At 37.7% G+C, this 25,774-nt stretch carries 23 protein-coding genes, 8 tRNA genes and 1 other RNA gene; 25 read left to right on the top strand and 7 right to left on the bottom strand.

The features are described from left to right. The first annotated feature begins 26 nt into the window (after positions 1–26). Together hutG and AC3FI7_RS13555 are read left to right on the top strand one after the other, a co-directional pair. Positions 27–947 (top strand): formimidoylglutamase, encoded by a 921-nt coding sequence (hutG, locus tag AC3FI7_RS13560; RefSeq protein WP_142725412.1) that lies wholly within the window; start codon positions 27–29, stop codon positions 945–947. Positions 948–1,085: 138 nt separating this feature from the next. After that, positions 1,086–2,378: an aldehyde dehydrogenase family protein gene (locus tag AC3FI7_RS13555; protein ID WP_142725411.1), complete on the top strand. Its 1,293-nt coding sequence runs from the start codon at positions 1,086–1,088 to the stop codon at positions 2,376–2,378. Positions 2,379–2,552: 174 nt separating this feature from the next. Here AC3FI7_RS13555 and pyk read toward each other — a convergent pair whose 3' ends face one another. From pyk to ssrA, 6 genes are all read right to left on the bottom strand, one after another. Continuing rightward, on the bottom strand, positions 2,553–3,998 hold the full coding sequence (gene pyk, locus AC3FI7_RS13550; protein ID WP_291900079.1) for a pyruvate kinase: 1,446 nt from the start codon (positions 3,996–3,998) through the stop codon (positions 2,553–2,555). After that, positions 3,991–4,464 carry an IPExxxVDY family protein gene (locus AC3FI7_RS13545; RefSeq protein WP_142725410.1) on the bottom strand — a complete coding sequence of 158 codons (474 nt, stop codon included), beginning with the start codon at positions 4,462–4,464 and terminating at the stop codon, positions 3,991–3,993. The genes pyk and AC3FI7_RS13545 overlap by 8 nt, the downstream gene beginning before the upstream one ends. Then, positions 4,442–5,206 (bottom strand): ribonuclease III, encoded by a 765-nt coding sequence (rnc, locus tag AC3FI7_RS13540; protein ID WP_291900076.1) that lies wholly within the window; start codon positions 5,204–5,206, stop codon positions 4,442–4,444. The genes AC3FI7_RS13545 and rnc overlap by 23 nt, the downstream gene beginning before the upstream one ends. A 9-nt stretch (positions 5,207–5,215) precedes the next feature. Then, complete coding sequence (gene fabF / locus AC3FI7_RS13535; RefSeq protein WP_291900074.1) at positions 5,216–6,460, bottom strand: beta-ketoacyl-ACP synthase II; 1,245 nt, start codon at positions 6,458–6,460, stop codon at positions 5,216–5,218. A 35-nt stretch (positions 6,461–6,495) separates the two neighbouring features. Continuing rightward, positions 6,496–6,735, bottom strand: coding sequence for an acyl carrier protein (locus AC3FI7_RS13530; protein ID WP_002976354.1), 240 nt, complete (start codon positions 6,733–6,735; stop codon positions 6,496–6,498). Between the two features lie 394 nt (positions 6,736–7,129). Next, positions 7,130–7,532, bottom strand: a transfer-messenger RNA (tmRNA) gene (gene ssrA / locus AC3FI7_RS13525). 269 nt (positions 7,533–7,801) lie between these two features. Between ssrA and rpsU the strand changes: the two genes are divergently transcribed. The 15 genes from rpsU (at position 7,802) to AC3FI7_RS13450 (ending at position 18,552) form a co-directional block, all read left to right on the top strand. Then, positions 7,802–7,999, top strand: a complete 198-nt coding sequence (gene rpsU / locus AC3FI7_RS13520; RefSeq protein ID WP_034693154.1) for a 30S ribosomal protein S21 — start codon at positions 7,802–7,804, stop codon at positions 7,997–7,999. Between the two features lie 79 nt (positions 8,000–8,078). Next, a complete protein-coding gene (locus AC3FI7_RS13515; RefSeq protein ID WP_291900371.1) occupies positions 8,079–8,966 on the top strand; it encodes a tyrosine-type recombinase/integrase in 888 nt (295 codons plus the stop codon). After that, positions 8,963–9,253, top strand: coding sequence for an HPF/RaiA family ribosome-associated protein (locus AC3FI7_RS13510; RefSeq protein ID WP_002976393.1), 291 nt, complete (start codon positions 8,963–8,965; stop codon positions 9,251–9,253). The genes AC3FI7_RS13515 and AC3FI7_RS13510 overlap by 4 nt, the downstream gene beginning before the upstream one ends. Positions 9,254–9,362: 109 nt before the next feature. Next, positions 9,363–9,436 (top strand) — tRNA-Thr (locus AC3FI7_RS13505). Positions 9,437–9,454: 18 nt separating this feature from the next. Then, a tRNA-Tyr gene (locus tag AC3FI7_RS13500) sits at positions 9,455–9,535 on the top strand. Between the two features lie 88 nt (positions 9,536–9,623). Continuing rightward, positions 9,624–9,696, top strand: a tRNA-Gly gene (locus AC3FI7_RS13495). Between the two features lie 89 nt (positions 9,697–9,785). Further along, positions 9,786–9,859, top strand: a tRNA-Thr gene (locus AC3FI7_RS13490). A 19-nt stretch (positions 9,860–9,878) separates the two neighbouring features. Further along, positions 9,879–9,959 (top strand) — tRNA-Tyr (locus AC3FI7_RS13485). Positions 9,960–10,045: 86 nt separating this feature from the next. Next, positions 10,046–10,118, top strand: a tRNA-Gly gene (locus AC3FI7_RS13480). A 41-nt stretch (positions 10,119–10,159) separates the two neighbouring features. Further along, positions 10,160–10,231 (top strand) — tRNA-Thr (locus tag AC3FI7_RS13475). A gap of 563 nt (positions 10,232–10,794) precedes the next feature. Continuing rightward, positions 10,795–11,475: a response regulator transcription factor gene (locus AC3FI7_RS13470; protein WP_047435426.1), complete on the top strand. Its 681-nt coding sequence runs from the start codon at positions 10,795–10,797 to the stop codon at positions 11,473–11,475. Next, positions 11,476–12,846 carry an ATP-binding protein gene (locus tag AC3FI7_RS13465; RefSeq protein WP_343659905.1) on the top strand — a complete coding sequence of 457 codons (1,371 nt, stop codon included), beginning with the start codon at positions 11,476–11,478 and terminating at the stop codon, positions 12,844–12,846. It begins immediately after the preceding gene. 207 nt (positions 12,847–13,053) lie between these two features. Further along, positions 13,054–14,295, top strand: a complete 1,242-nt coding sequence (locus AC3FI7_RS13460; RefSeq protein ID WP_142723718.1) for a TolC family protein — start codon at positions 13,054–13,056, stop codon at positions 14,293–14,295. A 4-nt stretch (positions 14,296–14,299) separates the two neighbouring features. Next, positions 14,300–15,385, top strand: a complete 1,086-nt coding sequence (locus AC3FI7_RS13455; protein ID WP_142723719.1) for an efflux RND transporter periplasmic adaptor subunit — start codon at positions 14,300–14,302, stop codon at positions 15,383–15,385. Positions 15,386–15,453: 68 nt separating this feature from the next. Continuing rightward, on the top strand, positions 15,454–18,552 hold the full coding sequence (locus AC3FI7_RS13450; protein WP_142723720.1) for an efflux RND transporter permease subunit: 3,099 nt from the start codon (positions 15,454–15,456) through the stop codon (positions 18,550–18,552). Positions 18,553–18,636: 84 nt separating this feature from the next. Here the strand turns inward: AC3FI7_RS13450 and AC3FI7_RS13445 are convergent, their stop codons facing one another. Beyond that, complete coding sequence (locus tag AC3FI7_RS13445; protein ID WP_491460309.1) at positions 18,637–20,139, bottom strand: DUF4394 domain-containing protein; 1,503 nt, start codon at positions 20,137–20,139, stop codon at positions 18,637–18,639. 331 nt (positions 20,140–20,470) lie between these two features. Between AC3FI7_RS13445 and tuf the strand changes: the two genes are divergently transcribed. The 8 genes from tuf (at position 20,471) to rplK (ending at position 25,763) form a co-directional block, all read left to right on the top strand. Next, positions 20,471–21,658: an elongation factor Tu gene (tuf, locus tag AC3FI7_RS13440; RefSeq protein WP_034693176.1), complete on the top strand. Its 1,188-nt coding sequence runs from the start codon at positions 20,471–20,473 to the stop codon at positions 21,656–21,658. A gap of 65 nt (positions 21,659–21,723) precedes the next feature. Beyond that, positions 21,724–21,794 (top strand) — tRNA-Trp (locus AC3FI7_RS13435). A 12-nt stretch (positions 21,795–21,806) separates the two neighbouring features. Next, the gene (gene secE, locus AC3FI7_RS13430) at positions 21,807–22,013 is read left to right on the top strand and encodes a preprotein translocase subunit SecE (protein WP_002976410.1); all 207 of its coding nucleotides are present in this window, start codon (positions 21,807–21,809) and stop codon (positions 22,011–22,013) included. Positions 22,014–22,033: 20 nt separating this feature from the next. Beyond that, entirely contained in the window at positions 22,034–22,576 is a 543-nt protein-coding gene (gene nusG, locus AC3FI7_RS13425; RefSeq protein ID WP_002976412.1) for a transcription termination/antitermination protein NusG, read from the top strand. Between the two features lie 488 nt (positions 22,577–23,064). Beyond that, on the top strand, positions 23,065–23,685 hold the full coding sequence (locus AC3FI7_RS13420; RefSeq protein ID WP_343659902.1) for a hypothetical protein: 621 nt from the start codon (positions 23,065–23,067) through the stop codon (positions 23,683–23,685). Positions 23,686–23,698: 13 nt separating this feature from the next. Then, on the top strand, positions 23,699–24,346 hold the full coding sequence (locus AC3FI7_RS13415; RefSeq protein ID WP_142723724.1) for a hypothetical protein: 648 nt from the start codon (positions 23,699–23,701) through the stop codon (positions 24,344–24,346). A gap of 6 nt (positions 24,347–24,352) precedes the next feature. Further along, entirely contained in the window at positions 24,353–25,018 is a 666-nt protein-coding gene (locus AC3FI7_RS13410; protein ID WP_142723725.1) for a hypothetical protein, read from the top strand. 301 nt (positions 25,019–25,319) lie between these two features. After that, positions 25,320–25,763 carry a 50S ribosomal protein L11 gene (gene rplK / locus AC3FI7_RS13405; RefSeq protein ID WP_047435399.1) on the top strand — a complete coding sequence of 148 codons (444 nt, stop codon included), beginning with the start codon at positions 25,320–25,322 and terminating at the stop codon, positions 25,761–25,763. The last annotated feature ends 11 nt before the right edge of the window (positions 25,764–25,774 follow it).

The raw sequence follows: 25,774 nt of genomic DNA, 5'->3' as shown, positions 1-25,774 counted from the left end.
ACAAACAATAGGCAAATGACTGAATAATGAATAATATTTGGCAAGGCAGATTGGACGGAGAAGAACTTCTCTATCACAGAATATTTCAAAGAGTAAAAGAAGAACGTAATTATGACAATATCACAGCAAATGATTTTGTATTACATGGTTTTGCTGTAGATGAAGGAGTAAGGAGAAATAAAGGCCGTCAGGGAGCTAAAGATGCCCCGGATATGATCAGAAAAAATATGTCGAATTTCCCGGTTATCATGCCTGATTTTTCAATGCTGGATTTTGGAAATGTTACCTGTGAAGACGGTAATCTGGAAAATACACAGAATAGCCTTGCTAAAAATGTTTCAAAAGTACTTTTAAAAGGAGGGAAATCCCTTGTGCTGGGTGGGGGGCATGAAGTAACTTATGCCCATTATTTAGGTGTTAAGACTGCTTTCCCGGAACAAAAAATCGGGATCATCAATATTGATGCCCATTTTGACAACAGACAGCCAGAAAAAGGGGTAGGACCAAGCTCCGGAACAGGATTCTGGCAGATTGCCCAGGAAGGTCCGATCAACTCTCTGCATATTGGCATTCAGAGAAACTCAAATACGTTGAAACTTTTTGATACTGCTCATCAATATGGGATGAAATACATCCTTGCAGATGAACTGTTTTTTGAAAATCTACCTTCTATTTACCAGCGTATTGATGATTTGCTGGACAATGTGGATTTTGCCTATCTCACAATTTGTATGGATGTTTTTAATGCATCAGTCGCTCCCGGAGTTTCCGCTGCAGCATATAATGGTATCTTTGCAGATACAGCTTTTATGCATTTTTACAGACATATCTTAAAAAATAAAAAACTGGTTGCCCTGGACGTGGCTGAAGTAAATCCTTCTTTCGATATCCAGGACCGGACAGCAAGACTGGCAGCCTGTCTTGTGAATGAATGGCTAATGATTTAAGATAAAGCTATATTCTTCCGATAGAGAAAATCATTATTTTATTAACCCCTAAGGAATGGAATTTGCTGATTTCACCGTGCTTTTAAAATAAGAGCACTCATAAATTCATTAGCTGAATTTAAAACAGAAATTTATATTATGGAACAATTAATTGAAAGCAAGCTTATTAAAGCAGATAAAGCGTTTTCAGTGTGGAGAAAAGTGCCGTTTGAGGAAAGGCAGAAGTTAATTGCAAAAGCAGCAGAAATTCTAAAGAATAATTCGGAGAAATTTGGAAGGATCATTACGTCGGAAATGAATAAACCCCTTTCCGAATCAATTGCTGAAGTGGAGAAATGTGCTTTGATGATGAATTATTATGCCGCCGCAGAAAATACATTAAAACCTGAAAAAGTTGAATCTGAATTTACTTACTCTGAAGTTCATTATGCTCCCAAAGGAGTGATCTTAGGAGTGATGCCCTGGAATTTTCCTTTCTGGCAGGTACTGAGATTTGCAACGCCTGCAATTTTGGCCGGAAATACAGTGGTTTTAAAGCATGCTTCAATTTGCTTCGGAAGTGGAAATGCTATCGAAGAAGTGCTTTTGGAAGCAGGTTTTCCGGAAGGTATTTTCCAGAATCTTGAAGTAGGACATCAAGTTGTAAAAGAAATCCTTGAACACAACGCGGTAAAAGGAGTAAGCTTGACAGGTAGCGGAAAAGCAGGTGGGGAAGTTGCTTCAATAGCTGGTTTAAATATTAAAAAATCCCTACTCGAATTAGGAGGAAGTGACTCTTTTATCATTTTTGATGACGCAGATTTGGAAGAAGCAGCAAAAGCAGGAGTAAAATCAAGGCTTCAGAACTGTGGACAAACCTGTACTGCAGCTAAAAGATTTATTATTGATGAAAAGATTGAAGAGCAATTCTTACCTATATTTATTGAGGAATATAAAACTTATGAAGTTGGAGATCCCTTCAGTAAAGAAACAAAATTAGCAGGAATGGCAAGACCGGACCTGGCTGACGAATTGGAAGCGCAGTTCAACAGAGCCCTGGAAAATGGTGCAGAAATCATTATTCCTTTGGAGAGAATTTCTGAGAATGAATTTAAGCCAGGTTTAATCAGGGTTCAGGAAGGAAATCCTATCTTACAGGAAGAACTTTTTGGGCCTCTTGGAATGGTAATGACTGCAAAAAGCGATGAAGAGGCTTTACAGATGGCAAATGATATTCCTTTCGGGCTTTCCAATTCTGTTTGGACAAAAAATAAAGAGCGCCAGTTATTCTTCATTGAAAACCTTGAATCAGGAACTGTTAATATCAACCGTATGACGAGCTCTGATCCACGTTTCCCTTTTGGAGGTACCAAAGCCTCGGGGTATGGGACAGAACTGTCTCTGTTGGCTTTAAAAGAATTTGTAACAGCTAAGACAATTGTAGGCAATTAAGATTTACAATTTTGAATAAAAAAAACTCCCGGAAATCAGTTTCCGGGAGTTTTTTTATATGTTTTCACAAAAAGTAATTTTGCTTATTGCTTATTGCTTATTGCTTATTGCTTATTGCTTATTGCTTATTGCTTATTGCTTATTGCTTATTGCTTATTGCTTATTGCTTATTGCTTATACTGTAGTCAATCTCAATGTATTTGTTTTTCCACCTTCATATGATGGAGTAGCATTGATGTTGATAACGAAGTCTCCGGTTTCGATATAACCATAGTTATGGGTCAGCATATTTACCTGGATGATCGTCTCATCAGTAGATTTCTTCATGTCATAATAGTATGCATGAACCCCCCAAAGCAGATTCAGCATTGTGATCACTCTTCTGTTACCACTGTATACAATGATATGCGAATTTGGTCTGTGTGCTGCCAGCTGGAAAGCAGTGTATCCTGAATGAGTAAGGGTTACAATCGCAGAAACATTTGTTGTTTTGGCAATTCTTACCGCTGCAAGACAAACTCTGTTGGTAATGAATCTTTCATCAATACAGTTATAATCTTTTTCGATAGGCTCATTCTTGTGCTGATAGAAATGAGTTGTTTCGATATTTTTTACAATTTTAGCCATGTTTTCCACAACCTGTACCGGATATCGACCTACAGATGTTTCTCCTGAAAGCATTACCGCGTCAGCTCCATCCAATACAGAGTTGGCAACGTCATTTACTTCCGCTCTTGTTGGTGTTAAGCTGTTGATCATGGTTTCCATCATCTGAGTAGCAATAATTACCGGTTTGGAATAAAATCTTGCTTTCTCTACCAGGTTTTTCTGGATGGCAGGAACTTCTTCCATTGGAACTTCCACCCCAAGATCACCACGGGCAACCATTAATCCGTCACATTCAAGAAGGATTTCGTCAATATTTTTAACCCCTTCAGGTTTTTCAATCTTCGCAATAATAGGCGTCTTGAATTTACCATTCGGATGGCCTGCGATTAATTCTTTCAGGTCAATGATATCCTGTGCATGACGAACGAAAGAAAGAGCAATCCAGTCTACCTCCATGTCAAGCATGAAATTCGCATCCTGAATATCTTTTTCTGTCAATGCCGGAAGAGATACCTGTGTATTAGGTAGGTTAACTCCTTTTTTAGAGCTCAGAGGTCCCCCTTGAATAGTTTTCGCTTTTACAGTATCCTTTTCGTTGGTTTCAGTAACTTCCAATACCAGCTTCCCATCGTCAATAAGGATTCTTTCCCCTACTTTTACGTCCTGTGGAAACTGTTGGTAAGTCATGTACACCTTGGTGGAATCTCCTTCCATCTTCTCATTGGTGAAGGTAAGAATATCACCCGGATTCAGGTAAGACCCTTCTTTTACGACACCCACTCTCAGCTTTGGACCCTGAAGATCTCCCAGGATACCTACTGAATAACCATACTCGCTGTTTAGCTCCCTAATTATTTCAATATTTTTTCGAACTAAGTCGTAATCTGCATGGGAAAAATTTATTCTGAAAATATCAACACCTGCTTTCATTAAATCTAACATAACCTCCTTCGACGATGATGCAGGCCCTAGTGTTGCGATAATTTTTGTCTTCTTTAAATACTTATTCATAATACTGGATAATTTGATAAAGTTCCTCATCAGAACTCAGTGTATAATCTTGAATTGGAAACACAAGATTTTCAGGGAGCAAAATTACGGAAAAATCAGGAAACTGTTCCGAACTATGCAGAATATATTCTACATCTACCTGATTATTTAATAAAAATTTAATGTTTTCTTCTTCTGTAAAGAGTTCTGTCTGAATTTTTTTTTGCTTACTTTCAGAAGATTTATTTGAAATGAAGGTAAAACAGGTTTTGGTAAACTTGTGGTAGGCCTCATATCTTGGAAAAAAATAATCGTAATATCCTCCATGGAAGACAAGATCTTTCTTTCTTGAAAAATTAAGATCGTTGGTTTGATTTATTTTATAAAAAAACTCATGAGCAGGTATATCTTTTGCTAATCTTACCAATCCTATGGCAATATCTTCAAATTCTATATCATCAAGATCATAAAGTTTTTGAATTTCCAAGTATATTTTCTTTTTTGTTTAAAATATAAAATGCCCTTTGCGCTGCCTTTTCCTCTGCTTTCTTCTTGGATGTCTCGGTTGCATTGGCAATTTTATCATCTCCCAGCCACACGTGGCATCTGAATACTACAGATTTATTGGCCTGTATTTCCTCGCAGGTTTCGTACTTGATATTGACTTTTTTCTTCTGGCTCCATTCAAGAAGCAGACCTTTATAGCTTACAATTTTATTTTCAAGCTTATTGATCTCTGAAGGGGTCAGCAGTTTTTCCAGAATGATCCTTTTACAAGCATCATAATGGAAGTCTAAATAAATGGCACCGATTAAGGCCTCGAATAAATTTCCGGAAATATTTTCACCTAAAGCTGAAGAATTATTTTGCTTTTGCAAAAGTTGGGTTAGCTTGAGGTCTTCTCCTAATTTATTGAGGTTTTTCCTATTAACAATTTTAGATTTCATCTGTGTCAGATATCCTTCATTAGCCTGTGGATAAGTCTGGAATAAATGACAGGAAATAATTGTACCCAAAACAGAATCCCCCAAAAATTCAAGCCTTTCGTAATTACTGTCTTGATTTTTAGAAGAATTTTTCAAAGAAAAAGCTTCGCGGTAAAGAGCAATATTCTGTACCTCTGTACCCAAGACTTTTTTAAGCTCGGTACTGAGAAAATAATCTCTCTCCGTTAATTGTCTTTTTCTTTTTTTGAGAAGGAATTTAGAAAAGTATTTCTGTAACTCCATTCATTGAATTTAGATTTTCTTAAATAGAACGCAAGCGTTGTGCCCGCCAAATCCAAAAGTATTGCTCATGGCTACTTTTACATCTTTCTTCACAGCATTGTTAAACGTAAAGTTTAGTCTGCTGTCAATATTTTCATCATCAGTAAAATGGTTGATGGTAGGAGGAACAGTACCATGAATAATAGTTCCCAATGCAGCGATAGCTTCAATGACACCTGCAGCACCTAAAAGGTGACCAGTCATTGATTTTGTAGAATTGATCTGAATGTCATAAGCATGCTCGCCTAATAATTTCGAAATTGCATTGGATTCTGCGATGTCTCCTAATGGAGTAGAAGTACCGTGCATATTGATATGATCTACTTCATCAGCAGTTAAGCCTGCATCTTCCAAACAGTTTTTCATTACCAGATAAGCACCAAGGCCTTCAGGGTGTGGAGCGGTCATATGATGTGCATCAGCACTCAGACCTCCTCCTAACAATTCTGCATAAATTGTAGCACCACGTTTTACAGCGTGCTCATATTCCTCAAGAACGATACATCCTGCTCCTTCACCGAGTACAAATCCATCTCTGTCTTTGTCAAAAGGTCTTGAAGCTGTCTTAGGATCGTCATTTCTTGTAGAAAGTGCCATCATTGCGTTGAATCCACCGACACCACTTGCTGTAACGGCTGCTTCAGAGCCTCCGCACACAATTACGTCTGCTTTTCCTAGCTGGATCAGCATCTTGGAATCAATTATTGCATTTGCTGAAGACGCACACGCAGATACCGTAGTATAGTTCGGTCCATGAAAACCGTATTCAATAGAGATATGTCCTGGAGTGATATCCGCAATCATTTTCGGAATAAAGAACGGGTTGAATCTCGGAATTTCCGTATTGGCCCATCCTAATACTTCAGTTTCAAAAGTCTCTAATCCTCCGATTCCTGAACCCCAGATTACTCCGACTCTGTTTTTATCTACATTGTCTTCAATAATTCCGGAATGCGCTACTGCTTCTCTTGCAGCAACAAGTCCCAACTGAGTGTTTCGGTCCATTTTTTTAGCTTCTTTCTTATCGAAATGCTGCAACGGATCGAAGTTTTTCACTTCGCAGGCGAACTTTGTTTTAAAGTTTGTGGCATCAAAAAGAGTAATCGGAGCGGCACCGCTCTCACCTTTCACAAGATTTTCCCAGTATTCTTTTGCATTATTTCCTATTGGTGTTATTGCTCCAAATCCGGTTACAACTACTCTTTTTAATTCCATAAACTTTGTTTAATTTCTTTTTTTGTTGAAGAATATTATTTATTTACTACTTCTTCGATGTAAGCGATAGCGTGTCCTACAGTAGTAATTTTTTCAGCTTGGTCATCAGGGATCTGAATGTTAAATTCTTTTTCAAATTCCATGATTAACTCAACTGTATCTAGTGAATCAGCTCCTAAATCGTTAGTGAAGCTAGCTTCAGGAGTTACTTCTGTTTCTTCAACGTCAAGCTTATCAGCGATGATAGCTTTTACTCTTGATGCAATGTCTGACATAGTAAATTATTTTTTTAATTGTTAGATGGTGCAAATATATAAAATTCTTTACGATAAAACATTTTTTTAGTCTTTTTTGTGGATAGACGGCCTTCATTTTAGCTTATGAAGTTTTAGTCTTTTAGTTTTCAGGAGGTTATATTTGTTATCTGAAGATGAATGTAAAATCAATATTAGAAAGACTAAAAGAGTCTACGAACGATCTTGCTTTGAAAGTCCATCTTAGGAGCTTCATTTTTACAATATCATCTTAAAATTAATTATTTGTTTGGATAACTCAATAGGTTTTCATTTTTGAAACGACTTATATATATATATGATGCATAAAAATTATTCTTAATGTAGGATATAATAAAAGAGTATAATTAAAAAACCATCGAGAAGTCGATGGTTTTAGTGGAGTTGGAGGGATTCGAACCCTCGTCCAAACAAGCAATACATAAGCTTTCTACATGCTTATTCTGCTATTGGTTTTCGACGGGAAGCAGAGAGCAGACGCCCAACTTCCGGCTTATCTTCTGAGGTTTTCGTGCTTTAGCCGAAGCTTCTAAAGCCTTATTTCCGCATTCCTATATCCCAGGATCAAACGCCGCAGAACAGAGCATTTGTGGAATATCTTGCTTCCTTACTGAAATCTTCGGGAAAACGCTTGAATCTACTATACTTCGATATTAAGCTGCAAGAGCGAACTCTTCGTTGCCAGTTAAAATTCTGTAGCAAGGGATTATAGAGATCGCGCTACGGTTCTCTGCATGCTTACTTACCCATTGGTCTTGCTGTCGAAACCAGTCAACCCCATGAATAAAGTGAATGCAAAGATAATGCTTTTTGTTTACATTTCATTAATATGGCCTGTATTAAAGAAAAATTTGTCCTGGAATGAAAAGAATGAAAAGATAAGCTCTTGAATATTCAGCCGGTGTGGATAAAATATTTTTTTATGTGAACTCCCTTTAATGCGGGGTTTTCAAAAAAGATTGAATAAAGAAAGTAATTGTTTCTTGTAATATATTTTGTGTTATCATAAAAAATGCCTACTTTTGCCATCCAAAATGAGATGTAAAATATGTTAATAATTCCAGTAAAAGATGGTGAATCCATCGACAGAGCTTTAAAAAAATACAAGAGAAAATTTGATAAAACAGGAACTGTTCGTCAATTAAGATCTAGACAGCAGTTTATTAAGCCTTCTGTGACTTTAAGACAAGCTAGACTAAAAGCGGCTTACAAACAAAGAGCACTTAGCAAAGAAGAGCAGGCTTAAGATTTTTTCTTAACCATATATTAATTCACTTCTTAAATTCTTATATTTGAGAAGTGAATTTTTATTTTTATAATCTATGATGCTGGAAAAGTTTTTAGAATACTTACAATTCGAAAAAAGATATTCTCCTCATACCGTAACAAGCTACAAAAAAGACCTTGAAGACTTTTCCCATTTCTTTCTCAGAACAGAATCTTCCGATGACTTAGCGAAAGCCGACAAGAAAATTATCAGAAATTTTATTGTCGAACTGAGCGAAAACAATATTTCCAAAAGGAGTATTAACAGGAAATTATCCTCCCTCCGCAGTTTTTATCTTTTTCTTTTAAAAATTGGAGAAATTAAGGTTTCTCCCACTGAAGGCATCTCTTCCCTGAAGTTTTATGCTGAAAAACAGATTCCTATGTCCAAAGAGGAAATGGCGGATCTTAATGAAAGAATTTTCGAACAGATGCATGATCTTCTTGAAAAGTGCATTATGGAGGTTCTGTATCAGACAGGAATGCGTAAGGCCGAACTTTGTGGCCTGATATTTGAGAATGTTGATATATACGGAAATGAATTGAAAATAATCGGAAAAGGGAATAAGGAAAGGGTAGTTCCCATTTCCGCTGAGCTGTCTGGACTTCTCAGAAGTTATCTGGAAATAAGAAATCCGCAGACAGAATATCAATCATATTTCTTTGTCAATAAGAAAGGGAAAAAACTCAATGAAAAATTTGTTTATGTGGTAGTTAATAAGTACCTTAGTCTTATAACAACGAAAGAAAAAAAAAGTCCCCACATCCTTCGGCATAGCTTTGCTACTCACGTATTGGATAATGGGGCGGAGATCTCCAAAGTGAAAAAAATATTAGGGCATTCCAGTCTTGCCAGTACTCAGGTCTATACGAATGCTAATATTGAACAATTGAAAAAAGTGTTTAATCAGGCTCACCCTCGAGCATCAAAAAAAGAAGAATTATGAAGATTTCAGTACAATCAATTGGTTTAACTCCACACGAACCACTAGAATCACACATCGACAAAAAAGTAAGCAAATTAGATACCTTCTATGACAAGATTCAGGAGTGTAAGGTATTCTTGAAAGTTGAAAATAATTCGGATAAAGCGAACAAAACAGCCGAGATTATTTTAGCGGTTCCGGGAGACGATATCGTAGTAAAGAAAACAACTACAAGTTTTGAAGAAAGTCTGGACCTTTGCGTTGATACTGCTAAAAAGCTATTAATCAAGAAAAAAGAAATGGCATAGGAAAAAAAGTTAAAAAAAGTTTATAAAAAATTTGAGAATTCAAAAAATCCGTTCTATATTTGCACTCGCAAAAAAGGAACAGCGATCTTTTGAATTCTTTTTTATATTTGCCTCCATAGCTCAGTTGGCCAGAGCACGTGATTTGTAATCTCGGGGTCGTGGGTTCGAATCCCTCTGGAGGCTCATAAAATATAAACTTTTGGGGAGATTCCAGAGTGGCTAAATGGGACTGACTGTAACTCAGTTGCTTCGGCTTCGTAGGTTCGAATCCTGCTCTCCCCACTTTATATTTTTAGAAAAAAAACTTGCAGGATTAAATAAGTTTTCTTAGTTTTGCACAGCGTTTACCAATAGTTTTGGAAACAAAATTGCGGAAGTAGCTCAGTTGGTAGAGCGTCAGCCTTCCAAGCTGAATGTCGCGGGTTCGACCCCCGTCTTCCGCTCAAAAAATCACACGATAAAGGTGATTTTTTTTTAACACTGAAATGTGTAGAGTAGAGTTTCTCGATCAGTTTCAGTCCTTTATTAAAATGCCTCCATAGCTCAGTTGGCCAGAGCACGTGATTTGTAATCTCGGGGTCGTGGGTTCGAATCCCTCTGGAGGCTCATTTTAATATAAACATGAGGGGAGATTCCAGAGTGGCTAAATGGGACTGACTGTAACTCAGTTGCTTCGGCTTCGTAGGTTCGAATCCTGCTCTCCCCACATTTTATATTAGAAAAAAAACTTGCAAGCCTCAGAAGTTTTTCTTAGTTTTGCACAGCGTTACCAATAGTTTTGGAAACAAAATTGCGGAAGTAGCTCAGTTGGTAGAGCGTCAGCCTTCCAAGCTGAATGTCGCGGGTTCGACCCCCGTCTTCCGCTCAACGAAAATCACGCTCCATAGTGTGATTTTTTTAGTTGATGCCGACTTAGCTCAGCGGTAGAGTGCTTCCTTGGTAAGGAAGAGGTCACGGGTTCAAGTCCCGTAGTTGGCTCTCCATTTTTCCCGAATTTCTTCGGGATTTTTTTTGCTCAAAATTCTGATATTGCACTTCTGTTTTTCAAGATCAATCGCAAAAGTTGAGGACTGGTACAAAATCTATACTTTTTATTGAACCGACAGGTCATTTTTTAATCGCAAGAAAAAATGATTCAAATGTTTTATTTCAGGAAGCTAAGAATGCGGTTTTGTCGCTGAAGAAGCTTAGTGGATATGTATTTGCTTAGAAAGAATCAATGAAATTGATTTCATGCTTTGCCCCCTTGAAAATATGAGATAAGAGGCTGAAAATTTTGCGTTAGTTTAAATTCCATATCCCTCCAGCTTTTGAGACTGATCCATAAAAGCGGTCAACATATAAATAAAATAGGAGGCAGATTAATATTCAATAGTAATGGGTTCTGAGCGTAGCCGAAAATAGTCCGTTAAAAATAAAAAGCTTCCATTGGCTTTAATCTCTATCACAGGTTGATCACTTTTGCTTTAAAAATACTTTTACTTAACCTTTAGAATCACAATCCTAAAAATTTTCGTTAAATTCGTGTAAAATAAATTTTGATGAATATTCTTTTATTGGAGGATGATCTCATTCTTTCTGCAGAACTTTGCAGATTTTTAGAATCAAATAATTTTAACTGTGATAAGATCTATGACGGGGAAACTTTTCTCCGCCAGATAAAAAACAGTACTTATGATCTGTATTTGCTTGACATCAATGTGCCTAAAATTAATGGACTTGATGTCTGCCAGACGATTCGTTCTTTTGATAAAAATACCCCCATTATCATCATTTCTGCCTATGGAGACATCTCTGATAAGAAAGATGCTTTTACGAGGCTTGCCGATGATTATTTAGTAAAGCCCTTTCAGTTTGAGGAGCTTCTGCTAAGAATCAACTCCCTGTTGAGAAGAAAAGCACCTTCTGATAATTCGGACCAGGATATTCTCAGAATTGATGATCTTATTATCAATAAGACTGAGCAGAAAGTATACCGGGGAGGCAATGAAATCACTCTTACGTTAAAAGAATTTCAGCTGTTGGTTTATCTTGCCGAAGCGCAGGGGAGAACAGTTTCCAAACAGCAGATCACGGAACATGTATGGGAACACAATTTTAATACGAATACCAATACGGTGGAAGTTTATATTAATTTCCTGCGTAAAAAAATTGATAAGGATTTTAAAATAAAATTGATTCATACCCGTTCAGGTTTTGGATATTACCTAAGTCCATTATAAATGTCTTTAAAAAGAAAGATAGCCTTAACGATTAGCATAGCCTTTTCATTACTTTTTGGAATGGTCATGGCTGTCATTTACTTATCTTTTAATGATTTCAGAAGGGATGAGTTCAAAGAAAGATTTAGGCAAAGACTTGAATTTACCTCTCATTTCATCTCAAAATCCAAAGACTTTGAAGAGGAAGCCCCGGTTTTTTTCAACGAAAATTCAGATAATATTCTTTTGAATGAGAAGATTTTGATTTTTAATGAGAAAAAAGAACTGATTTATAGTACAATCAAAGACAGAAATGTCACCTGGGACAGTGCTATGCTTAAGGAGCTGGATAAAAAGAAAATTATCTATACGGAAAAGACCGTTCCTGAGATCTATGCTGCACTCAGAACAATTAACGGTGAAAATTATTACATTCTTACCAGCGCCTTTGATACCAATGGGAAATCTAAATTGGTCTATCTTAAATACCTTTTGATCGCAGCTTATGTGATGAGTACCATGCTTATCGGATTTTTCAGTTATTATTTTGTAGAAAAATTTCTTCGCCCGCTGGAAGATCTGAACAAAGAGATTTCTGAGGTTACTGCCCATAAACTGACAACCCAGATCCCTGTGCAGCAGTCCAATGATGAAGTGAGTGTTCTTGCCAGATCTTTTAACACAATGATCGGAAGACTGGATGATGTATTTCAGTCGCAGAAGGATTTTACTGCGAGTGCTTCACATGAGATCAGAACGCCCATTACGAGAATGGCATTTCAGTTGGAAAACCTGATTAAATTTGAAGAGCATTCTCCGGATACCCTGTCATCTTTAAAACAGATTCAGCGGGATGTCTATCAATTGTCAGATCTGACGAATTCTCTTTTGCTGCTTACAAAATTCGATAAAGAAAACATTCAGAGCATTTATGAGGAAGTGAGAATTGATGAAGTTATTTTTGAAGCCTTTGAAGCGGTAGAGAAAAGTTACCCCCAGCTTCAGTTGGATTTCATGATTCATGAAGAAAGTTCTGAAAATGCTTTTCTCACGATAAAAGGGATCCAGTCTTTGCTGGCCATTGTCTTTATTAACCTTTTTAAAAATGCCGCTGTGTATTCAGATAATACGGAAGTAAAGGTATTGATCACTGAGACCAATGATAATCTTTCTGTTGAAGTCATTTCTCATGGCAATACAATCTCTGAAGAGGAACAGGCAAAGTTGTTTCAGGCTTTCACAAGAGGGAATAATGCACAGAATATAGCAGGCTCTGGCTTGGGGCTCAGAATCGTTAAAAGAATTCTGGAATATCATGATGCTGATATAGTATATTCTTCCCCTGATGAGTACATTAATAAGTTTACGCTGATTTTTAAAAAATATCTGTAAGGCAGGTTTTAGATGCCGCGTATTTTTGTTAAACACGGGATTGAATTTTTAATAAAAAATTCAATAGATAGAGAAAAATAGATTTTTTTTCAATGCTTTTTTTTCTTCAAAACCGCCTGTTTAAGGTGATTTTAATATTTTTTTAAGCACCATTTAAGTTTCTTTTAATCGCATCAAAGCAATTTTGTATTTTAAAAAGAAAAAATAATGAACAGAATTGCAGTGCTGTGCCTCGCCGTTTCCTCATTCATGGCGGCACAACAGCAGATGTCTCTTTTGGAATGTGAAGAAGCTTTCCAGAAGAACAACCTCCAGCTGCTTGCCGAACAATACAACATCAATATGGCTGATGCAGATATTCTGCAGGCTAAAATCTGGGAATTGCCCCAATTGAGTGGACAGGTTAATGCTTATAATCCTCAGGGTAAAAAGCTTTTTGATGTCGGACACTCAAAAGGAGCGGGAATTACACAGCTGATTTATATGGGCGGGAAAAAGAAAAATGAAATTGCTTTTGCCAAATCCAATAAGGAACTGGCTCAGCTTCAGTTTTCCCAATTGCTTGTCGATTTAAGATCTCAGCTTCGCTCTGCCTATTTTAATCTTTATTACGAAAAACTGAAACTGGAGAATACCAATAAACAGCTGGGTTATATGAATGACCTCCTGAACGCCTATCGTGTACAGTCAGCAAAAGGAAATGTTTCGCTTAAAGATGCTGTAAGGCTGCAGAGTATTGTAATTCAGCTGAATCATGATAAACTGGAGATCAACAAAAATATCCTTGACTTTGAGCAGAATTTAAAAGTTTTAACAGGGATCTCTGAAGATATAGAACCAACAATGTCTGAAGCAGAAGCCAAAGAAGCCCTAGCTGCCCAGCCTTTCGGTGATGAAGAAGAACTGAAAAGCAAAGCACTGGAAAATAATGCCGATTACCGGTATAATCTGAAGCTCATTGATAACAGCAAGCTGTATGCACAGTGGCAGAAATCATTGAATGTGCCGGATGTAACGGTAGGAGCAGCATGGGATCAGGCAGGGGGAACCTTTAATAATGAAGCCAATCTGACACTCGGTATTCCGCTGCCTTTATGGAGAGCAAATCAGGGAAATGTAGAAAAGGCCAACTATGCTATTCAGCAGAATCAGAAAAATGCAGATTTTCAGAAGCTTACCCTCGAAACCAAAGTTCAGTCTGCCTATAAAACATGGAAGGTTCAGTATGATCAGCTTCTGGATGTGAAAACAACAGATCTTCAGAATATGGAGCTAGTCTACAACGGAATGCTGAATAATTTCAGAAAAGGAAATGTCAATCTGATTGAATTTACAGATTTTATGGACAGCTACAGGGAAACAGCCCTTCAGATCTACGATATGAAAAATGAGATCATGCAGTCTGCAGAACAGCTTAATCAACTAGTACAAACGAAAATCTTCTATTAAAAACATGAAAACATATATTATTCCCGCATTGATGGTTCTTTCACTATTGGCCTGTTCAAAAAAAGAGGAAGAGAAAACCAATCACGCCAAAAAAGGATTTGAGCTCAGCAACACAATGTTGAATTCCATTTCCCTGGCAAAAGTTGAGAAAAAGAATATAGAAGATGAATACAGCTTTTACGGAAAGATCTCAGCGGACAAAAACAGCTATATAGATGTTTATCCGTTGGTAGGAGGAAACGTAATGAGTGTAAATGTAGAATTAGGAGATTATGTGAAAAAAGGGCAGGTGCTGGCAACCATCAGAAGTACTGAGCTGGCAGAAATCCAGAAAGATGTAAGTGATGCCAAAACTGATTTGGTGGTAGCTAAAAATAATCTTCGTGTGGCAAAAGAACTGTACGAAGGAAAACTTAATACAGAAAGAGATGTCCTGGAAGCAAAAAGCCAGTTGCAAAAAGCCGAAGATCAGTTACAGAGAGCAACAGCTGTAAGTACGGTTTATAATGTGAAAACCGGAAATATATACAGTGTGGTAGCACCGATAAGCGGATATATCGTTCAGAAAAGTATCAATAAGGATATGCAGCTCAGAAGTGACAGGAGTGATAACATTTTTGATGTTGCCAATACAACCAATGTGTGGGCCATTATGAATGTCAATGAATCAGATATTGATAAGATCAGCCTTGGAATGAAAGCTCAGGTATCTACCCTTTCTTATCCGGATAAAGTTTTTGACGGAAAAATTGATAAGATTTTCAAAATCATTGATCCCCAAACCAATGCGATGCAGGCAAGAGTAGTGCTGGATAATGCCAACGGACTCCTGATACCGGACAGTAAAGCCACCATAAAAGTTTCCAGCCTTGAGAACAATACAACATTGGCTGTGCCATCAAAGGCCGTAATTTTTGATGATAATAAAAGCTTTGTCGTTGTTTTTAAATCCAGAACAGATGTGAAGATCAGAGAAATCAAAGTATTAAAACAGGTAGGTGATGTCACTTATATTACTGACGGACTGAAAGAAGGAGAAGAAGTGATTACCAACAACCAGCTGCTGGTATACCGTTCATTGAACAGCTAGTCCCGTAAGCCAGTGAGCATGTTTACATTTTTTTTCAACGGCTTTTTTAGGTCATCAATTTATCTATCATGAATAAATTCATTAAAAATATAATCGCTTTTTCATTAAAAAATAAAGCATTTACCTTTATCTGGGTGGCTATTTTAGCGATTTCCGGTTTTATAAGTTTCAAAAATATGCCTATTGAAGCTTTTCCGGATGTAACCAATACCCAGATTGTTATCATTACCCAATGGAATGGACGTAGTGCGGAAGAAGTGGAACGCTTTGTCACTACACCCATCGAATTGGCGATGAGCCCGGTTCAGAAAAAAACAAGTGTGAGGAGCACCACCATGTTTGGGCTTTCCATTGTTAAAATTCTGTTTGACGATGGGGTGGACGATACTTTTGCCAGAAATCAGGTCAACAACCAGTTAAGAACCATTAACCTTCCTGATGAGGTAGACCCAGAAGTGCAGCCACCCTACGGGCCAACCGGTGAGATTTTCAGATATACCCTGGAAAGTAAAACAAAAGATTCAAGGACATTGCTTACCCTCCAAAACTGGGTGATAGACCGTGCTTTAAGAGGAGTGCCGGGAGTAGCCGACATCAACGTATTCGGAGGACAGGATAAAGTTTTTGAATTGAGTATAGATCCGAGAGCATTGGATAAATATAATCTGACTCCGCTTCAGGTATATGATGCAGTGACCAAGAGCAACCTGAATGTAGGAGGAGATGTGATTGAAAAAAACGGACAGGCTTATGTAGTCAGGGGGATCGGTCTGGTAAAATCAGTAACAGACATCGGGAATATCACCATCCAGAATGACAGTGGAAATCCTGTTCTGGTAAAAAATGTAGCAGATGTTCATGAAAGCTCTATGCCCAGAGTCGGACAGGCTGCCCTGAACAACCATGATGATACGGTGGAAGGTATTGTCGTAATGAGGAAAGGAGAAAATCCGAGAGAAGTTCTGGTAGGAGTGAAGGCTAAAATCAAAGAACTTAACGAAAAAATTCTTCCCAAAGATGTCAAAATGGTTACGTTCTATGACCGTGACAATCTTATGGATTTTACCACCCACACGGTAATGCATAATCTTATTGAGGGAATTGTACTGGTAACGGTAATCGTTTTAATTTTTATGGCCGACTGGCGAACTACCCTTATCGTTTCCATTATCATCCCATTATCCCTGCTGTTTGCATTCCTATGTTTAAAACTGGCCGGAATGAGTGCCAACCTGCTTTCATTAGGAGCAGTAGACTTCGGAATTATTATTGATGGTGCCGTCGTCATGGTGGAAGGTCTCTTTGTGATGCTTGATCATAAAGCGCACCGTTACGGAATGGAAAAATTCAATAAACTCGCCAAAGGAGGATGGATCAAGCAGACCGGAACCGGATTGGGAAAAGCGATCTTCTTTTCAAAGCTCATCATCATTACTTCCCTGATCCCGATCTTTTCATTCCAGAAAGTAGAAGGGAAAATGTTCTCTCCTCTGGCATTTACACTTGGATTTGCATTAATGGGGGCATTGATATTTACGTTGACACTGGTTCCAGTGCTTTCTCATATTCTTTTAAATAAAAATGTAAAGGAAAAAAACAATCCGTTTGTTAATTTCTGGGACAGAATTGTTCTGAAAGGCTTTAATATGACATTTAAGCATAAAAAGACAAGTATGATCGTTGCTATTTCATTCCTGGCGGTTACATTATTTTCCGGAAAATTTCTGGGAACAGAATTCCTGCCTCAGTTGAATGAAGGATCACTTTGGATCACAGCCGAAATGCCAATGAGCTCTTCATTAAAAGAATCCTTAAAAACGGCAGACCTTTTAAAGAAAGACATTATGAGCTTCTCTGAAGTGACAGATGTGCTTGCACAGACCGGAAGGAGCAACGACGGAACAGATCCTAACGGATTTGGATTTGTACAGTTTGCTGTTAACCTTAAACCAAGGGAAGAATGGAAACGTAAGATTACCTATGATGAGCTGATTAATGAAATTGATAAAAAACTCAGAAGTTACCAGGGAATTACTTTCAATTATTCCCAGCCGATTTCAGATAACGTAGCAGAAGCAGTAGCAGGCTTTAAAGCAGAAAACGGAATCAAAATCTATGGTGATAATCTGGAAACCCTGGACAAACTGGCTCATGAAGTTTTATTGAAAATTAAAGATGTGGATGGAGTAAAAGATCCGGGAATCATTAAAAATATCGGACAGCCTGAAGTAAGTGTTGTTCTGGACAGAGATAAAATGGCGGCTTACGGAGTAATGCCGGCAGATGCACAGGCGGTGCTGGAAATGGCTTTCGGAGGGAAAACCGCTTCGGAAATGTTTGATGGTGAAAGAAAATTCCCGATCCGTCTTCGTTATTCACAGGAATACAGAACCAACGAAAATGATATTGCCGCTTTAATGGTACCTACACAGGACGGAGCCAAGATCCCTTTAAAAGAAATAAGCACTATTGTTAAGGATAACGGAGCTGCATTTATTTACAGAGATAATATCAAACGATATATCGGGGTGAAATTTTCAATTCGGGACAGGGATTTGGGGAGCACTATTGCAGATGCCCAGAAAAAAGTATCAGCTATTGAACTTCCCGATGGCTATTCTGTGGGATGGACCGGTCAGTTTGAAAATCAGCAGCGTGCCTCTCACAGGCTGGCACAGGTAGTACCGGTGAGTATTCTGATGATCTTCTTCCTGCTGTTTATTCTGTTTGGAAATATGAAAGATTCTCTTTTGGTGTTGGCCAATGTACCTTTTGCCTTAATCGGAGGAATTATCGCATTACACGTTACAGGAATTAATTTTGGGATTTCTGCCGGTGTGGGAATGATTGCGCTGTTGGGAATTTGTATCCAGAACGGGGTCATCCTTATTACGGAATTCCATCAGAATGTCAAAAACGGCCTGGATCTCGATACTGCGATATTAAACGGAGTAAAATCCAGAACAAGACCGGTAATTATGACGGCACTTATGGCATCAATAGGACTTATGCCGGCAGCTTTGTCTACAGGAATCGGTTCAGAATCACAAAAACCTCTGGCTATTGTCATTATCGGAGGACTTGTGACAGCTACAGTACTCACTCTCCTTATTTTCCCGATTATTTTCTGGATTTTCAACAGAACCAGAAAATCTCAGCAGATTTAATTATTCTTTCATTATATATTTGTAAAAAGACTCCCCCGGATCCAGGTCCGGGGGAGTCTGCTATTGAAATAAAATATGATGAGTTTAAAATCCTAATCCGACAGTAAATCCTCTTACTGCATTCGGGAAATCTGAAACCGGCGTGGCTGATCCTGTTGAGGTATTGACACTGTAGATTTTTGTTGCTGTTCCTACTGTTGCCATCAGATAAGCTTTTTGGCTCATGCTTCCTATATCAAATCCATTGGCACTGGATATATTGATTCCTAGCGTTCCTGTTTCTGTAAGCGTTCCATTGTTGGGAGGGTTTTGCTGGTAAAGCTTATCCGTATTATGATCAATGACAAACAAGGTGGTTGCAGAAGCTCCTGCAGTGTTATTGGTATAGGCTGCTGCACTTATCATTGGACTTCCTGGGTTAAGAATAGCGTCGGTTGCAGTAATCCCGCCTGTAACAGGATCAAGTCTGAGATTTTGCCCCGTATTGCTGACTACGCGTATTTTATCAACAACAGGATTAAAATCAAATCCAAAATCCGTTCCTGAAAGTAGAGTAGGGAAAGCAGAACTGCCTACAGGTGTAGCTGCTCCCGTTCCTAGATTGATGGTATAAAGTCTGCTTGAGCTTCCTAATGCATAGAGTTGTCCGTTGGCAGGTCTGAAATCAATACCTAAAATGTTTTCCCCGCTTTGCAGGCCTGAAATCATTTTTGTTACCGGCATCGGATTGTTGGGGTTAAAGATCTGTAGATTATTGGAATTATCCACAGCATAGGCTACTGCTTCAGTCGGGATTGCAAGATCAATAATCTGCTGCTGGAGCATTCCGATAAGAGTTGCTTTACCATTATTGAGATCCAGAAGATGCAGGCTATTATTAAATGCAAGGAGTGCAGCACTGTTGTCATATCTTATATCAAAAGCGGCCTGTCCCGAAAAGGTGGTTCCTAAACTCCCCACTTCTACCAAAGTGCCATTATTAGGCGGATCTTGCCTGAACAGCTTTCCGGAAGTCATATCAATATCATAAAGAACTGTACTGGAGGCTCCTGATTTGCTGTTGGTATAAGCTACTCCTGCTACTGATGGAGTTCCGGCTCCGTTAATATTCATATCAGTGGCAACAACAGCTCCTGTTTCAGGGTGAATTCTTAGATTCTGTCCGGTATTGCTAACCATGCGGATTCTGTCTACCGTAGGATTAAAGTCTATAGACACAATACTTCCTGAAATAGCAGGTGTAAATGATGAAGTGCTTACAGCTCTGGCAGAAGTGTTTGCGGTGTTGATAATATACAGTTTACTGGCGTTTGACAGCGCGTAGAGTTCTCCGGTAGCAGGTCTGAAGTCTATGCTGAGCAGTTTTTCTCCGGAAGATATTCCGGAAACAGCTGTTTTGGAAACAAATACCTTAGGGTTATTGGCATTGAAAGCCACCAGCTCATTGTTTCCGGTAATTCCATAGACCATAAGATCAGGTCCCTGAACATTCGTATCCGGAGGAGGCATCATTTCGTCGGAATCTTTACAGGAAACCCCAAAAGAAATGCTCAGAAACATGATGAATACATGTAATAGTTTTCTCATAATATTAATTTTAATGGTTTATATTTGATATTTACGAGAAAATAGGCTTCATGGTTTTTCCTGAATATTTTTTTAAAGAATATTTTCTGATCAATTTATATAATTCAGAATTAAAGAGATACTTTATAAATTGGTGAAAAGGTAGAGCAATGATTTTTTAAATTGAGAAATTTGTGTAAATTTGCAATCTCAATACATTGAAATATAAGGTTTGTACTTCATTTGGATGTGAATATTGAAAGTTTTTTTAATAAAAAGTTTTTGGTATTTAAAAATTCATTATATTTGCACACCGAAAATTTGAAAAACAATAAATAAATAATTTTAAATCATGGCAAAGGAAACGTTTAATCGTAACAAACCACACTTGAACATTGGTACTATTGGTCACGTTGACCATGGTAAAACTACACTTACTGCAGCTATCAGTAGTGTATTAGCTAACAAAGGTCTTGCTGAGAAAAAAGACTTCTCTGCTATTGACTCTGCTCCAGAAGAAAAAGAAAGAGGTATCACTATTAATACAGCTCACATCGAGTACGAAACTGAAAACAGACACTATGCACACGTTGACTGTCCAGGTCACGCTGACTATGTTAAGAACATGGTAACTGGTGCTGCTCAGATGGATGGAGCTATCTTAGTATGTGCTGCAACTGATGGACCAATGCCTCAAACTAGAGAGCACATCCTACTTTGCCGTCAGGTAAACGTACCAAGAATCGTTGTTTTCATGAACAAAGTTGACATGGTGGATGATGCTGAGCTTTTAGAGCTTGTTGAACTTGAACTTAGAGATTTATTATCTACTTACGAATATGACGGAGATAACTCTCCAGTAATCCAAGGATCTGCTCTTGGTGCTCTTAACGGAGACGAGAAGTGGGTTAAGACTGTTGAAGAATTAATGGATGCAGTTGATACTTGGATCGAGCAACCTGTTAGAGATCAGGATAAGCCATTCTTGATGCCAATCGAAGACGTATTCTCTATTACAGGTAGAGGTACTGTAGCAACTGGTAGAATCGAGGCTGGTGTTATCAACACTGGAGATCCAGTTGATATCGTTGGTATGGGTGATGAAAAATTAACTTCTACTATTACAGGGGTTGAGATGTTCAGAAAAATCCTAGACAGAGGTGAAGCTGGTGATAACGTAGGTCTATTGTTGAGAGGTATTGAAAAAACTGACATCAAGAGAGGTATGGTTATCGCTAAGAAAGATTCAGTGAAGCCACACAAAAAATTCAAAGCTGAGGTTTATATCCTTTCTAAAGAAGAAGGTGGACGTCACACTCCATTCCACAACAAATACCGTCCTCAGTTCTATGTAAGAACTACTGACGTTACAGGTGAGATCTTCTTACCAGAAGGTGTAGAAATGGTAATGCCTGGTGATAACTTAACAATCACTGTTGAATTACTTCAGCCAATCGCTCTTAACGAGGGTCTTAGATTCGCGATCAGAGAAGGTGGTAGAACAGTAGGTGCAGGTCAGGTAACTGAAATCATCGACTAATCCACATCTAAAACAATATAAAAAAGCTTCCGTAAGGAACACTCTTTACGGAGCTTTTTTTAACTACGGGCATCGTCCAATGGTAGGATACCGGTCTCCAAAACCGTTGATCAGGGTTCGAATCCTTGTGCCCGTGCAAATATAAATTATGAGTTCATTTGTCGATTTTTTAAAAGGTTCTTATAACGAATTCAGACATAAAGTTGAATGGCCAAAATGGGCTGACCTTCAGTCATCTACCATTGTAGTGACTATTGCGACAGTGATTCTGGCATTATTTACCTTTGGAGTTGATGAATTGTTTTCAAAAGCAATCAGCAACATAATAGGAATGCTAATCAACTTGTTCAATTAATAATTAAGTATTTTCCCATAATGAGCGAATTGAAATGGTATGTGCTGAAAGCTATCAGCGGACAGGAAAATAAAGTGAAAAACTATATTGAGACAGAAATCAAACGTTTAGGGTTTGAGCAGTACGTTACTCAAGTGGTTATTCCTATGGAAAAGGTAATCCAGATTAGAAACGGTAAAAAAGTTCCTAAAGAAAGACCTTATTATCCTGGTTACCTGATGATTGAAGCTGACCTGATGGGAGAGATTCCTCACGTTATCAAAAATATTCCCGGAGTTATTTCTTTCTTAAGCTTAACAAAAGGAGGAGATCCTGTTCCAATGAGAAAATCAGAAGTGAACAGAATGTTGGGAAGAATGGATGAACTTTCTGAATTTGCAAGTGATGTTGAAATTCCTTATGTAGTTGGAGAAAACGTTAAAGTAATCGATGGACCTTTCAACGGATTCAATGGTACAGTTGAGAAGATTCTTGAAGACAAAAAGAAAATTGAAGTTTCAGTATTGATCTTCGGTAGAAAAACTCCAATGGAATTGAGCTACATGCAAGTAGAAAAAGTATAAGTGTAACTTATTTTTATCAAGATATATAAAGACTGCTGTAAAGCGGTCTTTTTGCTTTTATATATAAGAGTTTTTAAATAATTTCTGATTTTACCGGGTAATCACTTTATTTCTTTTAAATCATAATCGAATATAAAGAATAAATTTCCATTTTCAGGGATTAAGTTTTTTTAAGTTTATTTGTGTTATTCTATTCGTATTATAAATTTTGATATCTGCAGTATGCTTCTATAGTGCGATTTACTTTAATTTATTTATCCCTGTTATGGGATTTTATCTGTTTGTCTTTACTGAATTGTTTTTCTATGATCTGATGATCCTTCAGATGGCATGCTTCTTGCAACCAAGCTGTTAACTAATCCATAAATTTTTATATTTTTTCTTTTATACACTGATTACAGTTGTAGAAGGACTCTATGTTTATGAACTAAGGAATATAAAAATGCGGATGGGTTAAAAACACAAGTCTTATATAAACACATAACCCAATGACAAAAATTATTTCGATGATCATTCTGGTGGGAACATCTGTGCTCGCAAATGCTCAGGTTGGTATCAATACTGCGACACCGGAAAAAGAACTTACCGTGAATGGTACTATGAAGACATCCGGAATTGTTTTCAAGCAGCCTATGGAAAAGCTGAAGGCAGATGAGAATTATACTTTCATTATCAAATCTCCAGCTCCTGAAAACAAAATTACAGCGTACAATGACTCTTTTGTACCTAATTCACCGGCACCAATTAACCTTATTCAGTTCAAAATTACCTGTGATCCTGCAGACAAGGATTGGGTCAATCAGTTTGATACAAAAATCAATTCTAAAAAATTTCTGGTGGTAATTTCTTCTTTTGGTTTTACACAGCCTACAAGAACTTTTTCTGGTGACTGGTTTACCCCTGTACCTCAGATTTTTGCATATTCTTCAGGAGGAACATGGAAGCTGAAAGCAGATTATCATGGATTCTCCCCGGATTCATCGCTTCCAACAGGCGTCTGGACGCTGAACCTGCTGGTATTTGACAGATCTTATGCCAAAGATTTCAATGCTACACAAAACCTTAATGCTTCAGCAACGGGTGCTGCTGCGGCTCCTTTAATTCAATAAAAACATAAATTGTATGAAAAAAATTATTGCGATACTCTTTACGGGTTTTGCTGCTTTAAGCATAAATGCTCAAGTAGGAATCAATACTAATACTCCAAAAGGAACTCTGGATGTTGAAGGTGAAACATTAGTGGAATCTTATTTAATAGATACTGAAAATACAAAGGCGGGTGGAGATTATCTTCTGCTTACCCGTTCAAAAGACAGCTCACCGGTAGGTAAGGTTAAGCTGCTGGATATATCGCTCCGTAATGTAGCTCCTGTAAATATGTATAATGTTGTATTGAAAAATGTGAGGCAGGATGAAGTTGTGAACCTTAATACGGGATTAGAAGCAGGTAAATATGTAGTGGCTATTACAGGGGCTGTTTTTACGGCAGCGGTTTCTGCAGCGAATACGACGACAAACCCAAAGTCATTTGGCTCTTATTCTACAGAAGTTACACAGGTGACCAGTGGGGGTAAAAGTTATCATGCTATTAATTTAGCTTTTAAAGGTGCCGGAACTGTTTCATCTCAGAACGGAACATGGACGCTGAGTTTGAATGTCTTTGAAAAGTCCTTGGTTAAAGACTGGGGAACTTTTAACGGTTCTGTTTCTGCTTCAGCATCACCTGGTTATTCAGGAGTTTCAACTAATACCCCTCTGGGGCTTCAATAAACAACTATGAAAAGAAAAATTTATATCACAATAATCATGTGTCTGGGAATATTTCTGAATGCCCAGAAAGGAAAAGTAGGGATCAATACAGCAAACCCTGCAGAAACCCTTGACGTTAATGGAAAAACATATACGAATTCTTTATATCTGAGAAATCCGGGTGAACCAACTATGTCGGGAGGTAGCTTCCTGGCAACTTCACAGAATGCCTTGCAATTATATGACCCGGCTTTGGAAAGCAGTGGATTGTTTAATTATCTGAAACTTACTCTTACCGGAGTTCCGGGTACAGGAATTACAGATTATGACACAAAGATAGATGCCAATAATTTCCTTGTTGTACTTCATAACTATTCATTCAAGTTGAATGACGGGACTACCAGCGTAATGCTTGATTATGGTGATAATGGGGTCAATGATAACAAACAGGGATCACCTGACGTTGTTGCGTTCAAAAGCAACGGGACATGGCATATCAGAGCAAGATTTACAGACAGCAGGATTATTGCAACAAGTCCTACTCCCTCAAGAACTTACAATAACTTTACTGTGGACCTGTATCTGATGGCATATAAAAGATTGATCGAAAAGCAAAATATCAACGATATCAATGCCGATCTTGGCGGGAATGACGGTTCTACCCAAACGATTAACAAACCATCAGGTTTTTAAATTTTTTTGCAGTCAAGAATATATGAAACGGCTATTTACAATTTAAATAGCCGTTTTTATTTATTAAGGAGTATTTGATTAAAATTGCTCAAACGTTAAATTTCAAAATACCTTAGAAATTATTTCTGTCAAAAAACTATTTTATAAAACTTTTTAAAAATCAGCAATTTCCATTTGCTATTTCAAAAATATTTTATACTTTTGCAGTCCAAAAAGTAGGTTTATTATAGGTGAGTACAATAACCTGCTGAATAATAAATGCTTCCAAACTCATTAATTATTCAAATTTAAAAAACAAACAATGGCTAAGAAAGTCTTTAAAATGGTAAAGCTTCAGGTGAAAGGTGGCGCAGCTAACCCTTCTCCACCAGTAGGTCCAGCATTGGGTTCTGCAGGTGTGAACATCATGGAGTTTTGTAAGCAATTTAACGGGAGAACCCAAGATAAGCCAGGGCAAGTTTTACCTGTAGTAATTACAGTATACGAGGACAAATCTTTTGAATTCGTTATTAAAACTCCACCTGCAGCAATCCAGTTAATGGATGCGGCTAAAATCAAAGGAGGTTCCGGTGAACCAAACAGAAACAAAGTAGGTTCTGTAACTTGGGAGCAGGTAAAGAAAATCGCTGAAGATAAAATGGCGGATCTTAACTGTTTTACAATGGACTCTGCTCTTTCTATGGTTGCAGGTACTGCTAGATCTATGGGATTAAGAGTAACAGGAACAAAACCAACTAACGCTTAAAACTTAAAGAA

It is taken from the genome of Chryseobacterium sp. TQ-BC-N36, from assembly GCF_058382295.1.
The sequence above is the reverse complement of the archived record's forward strand: the minus strand, read 5'-3'. Positions and strand labels throughout refer to the sequence as shown.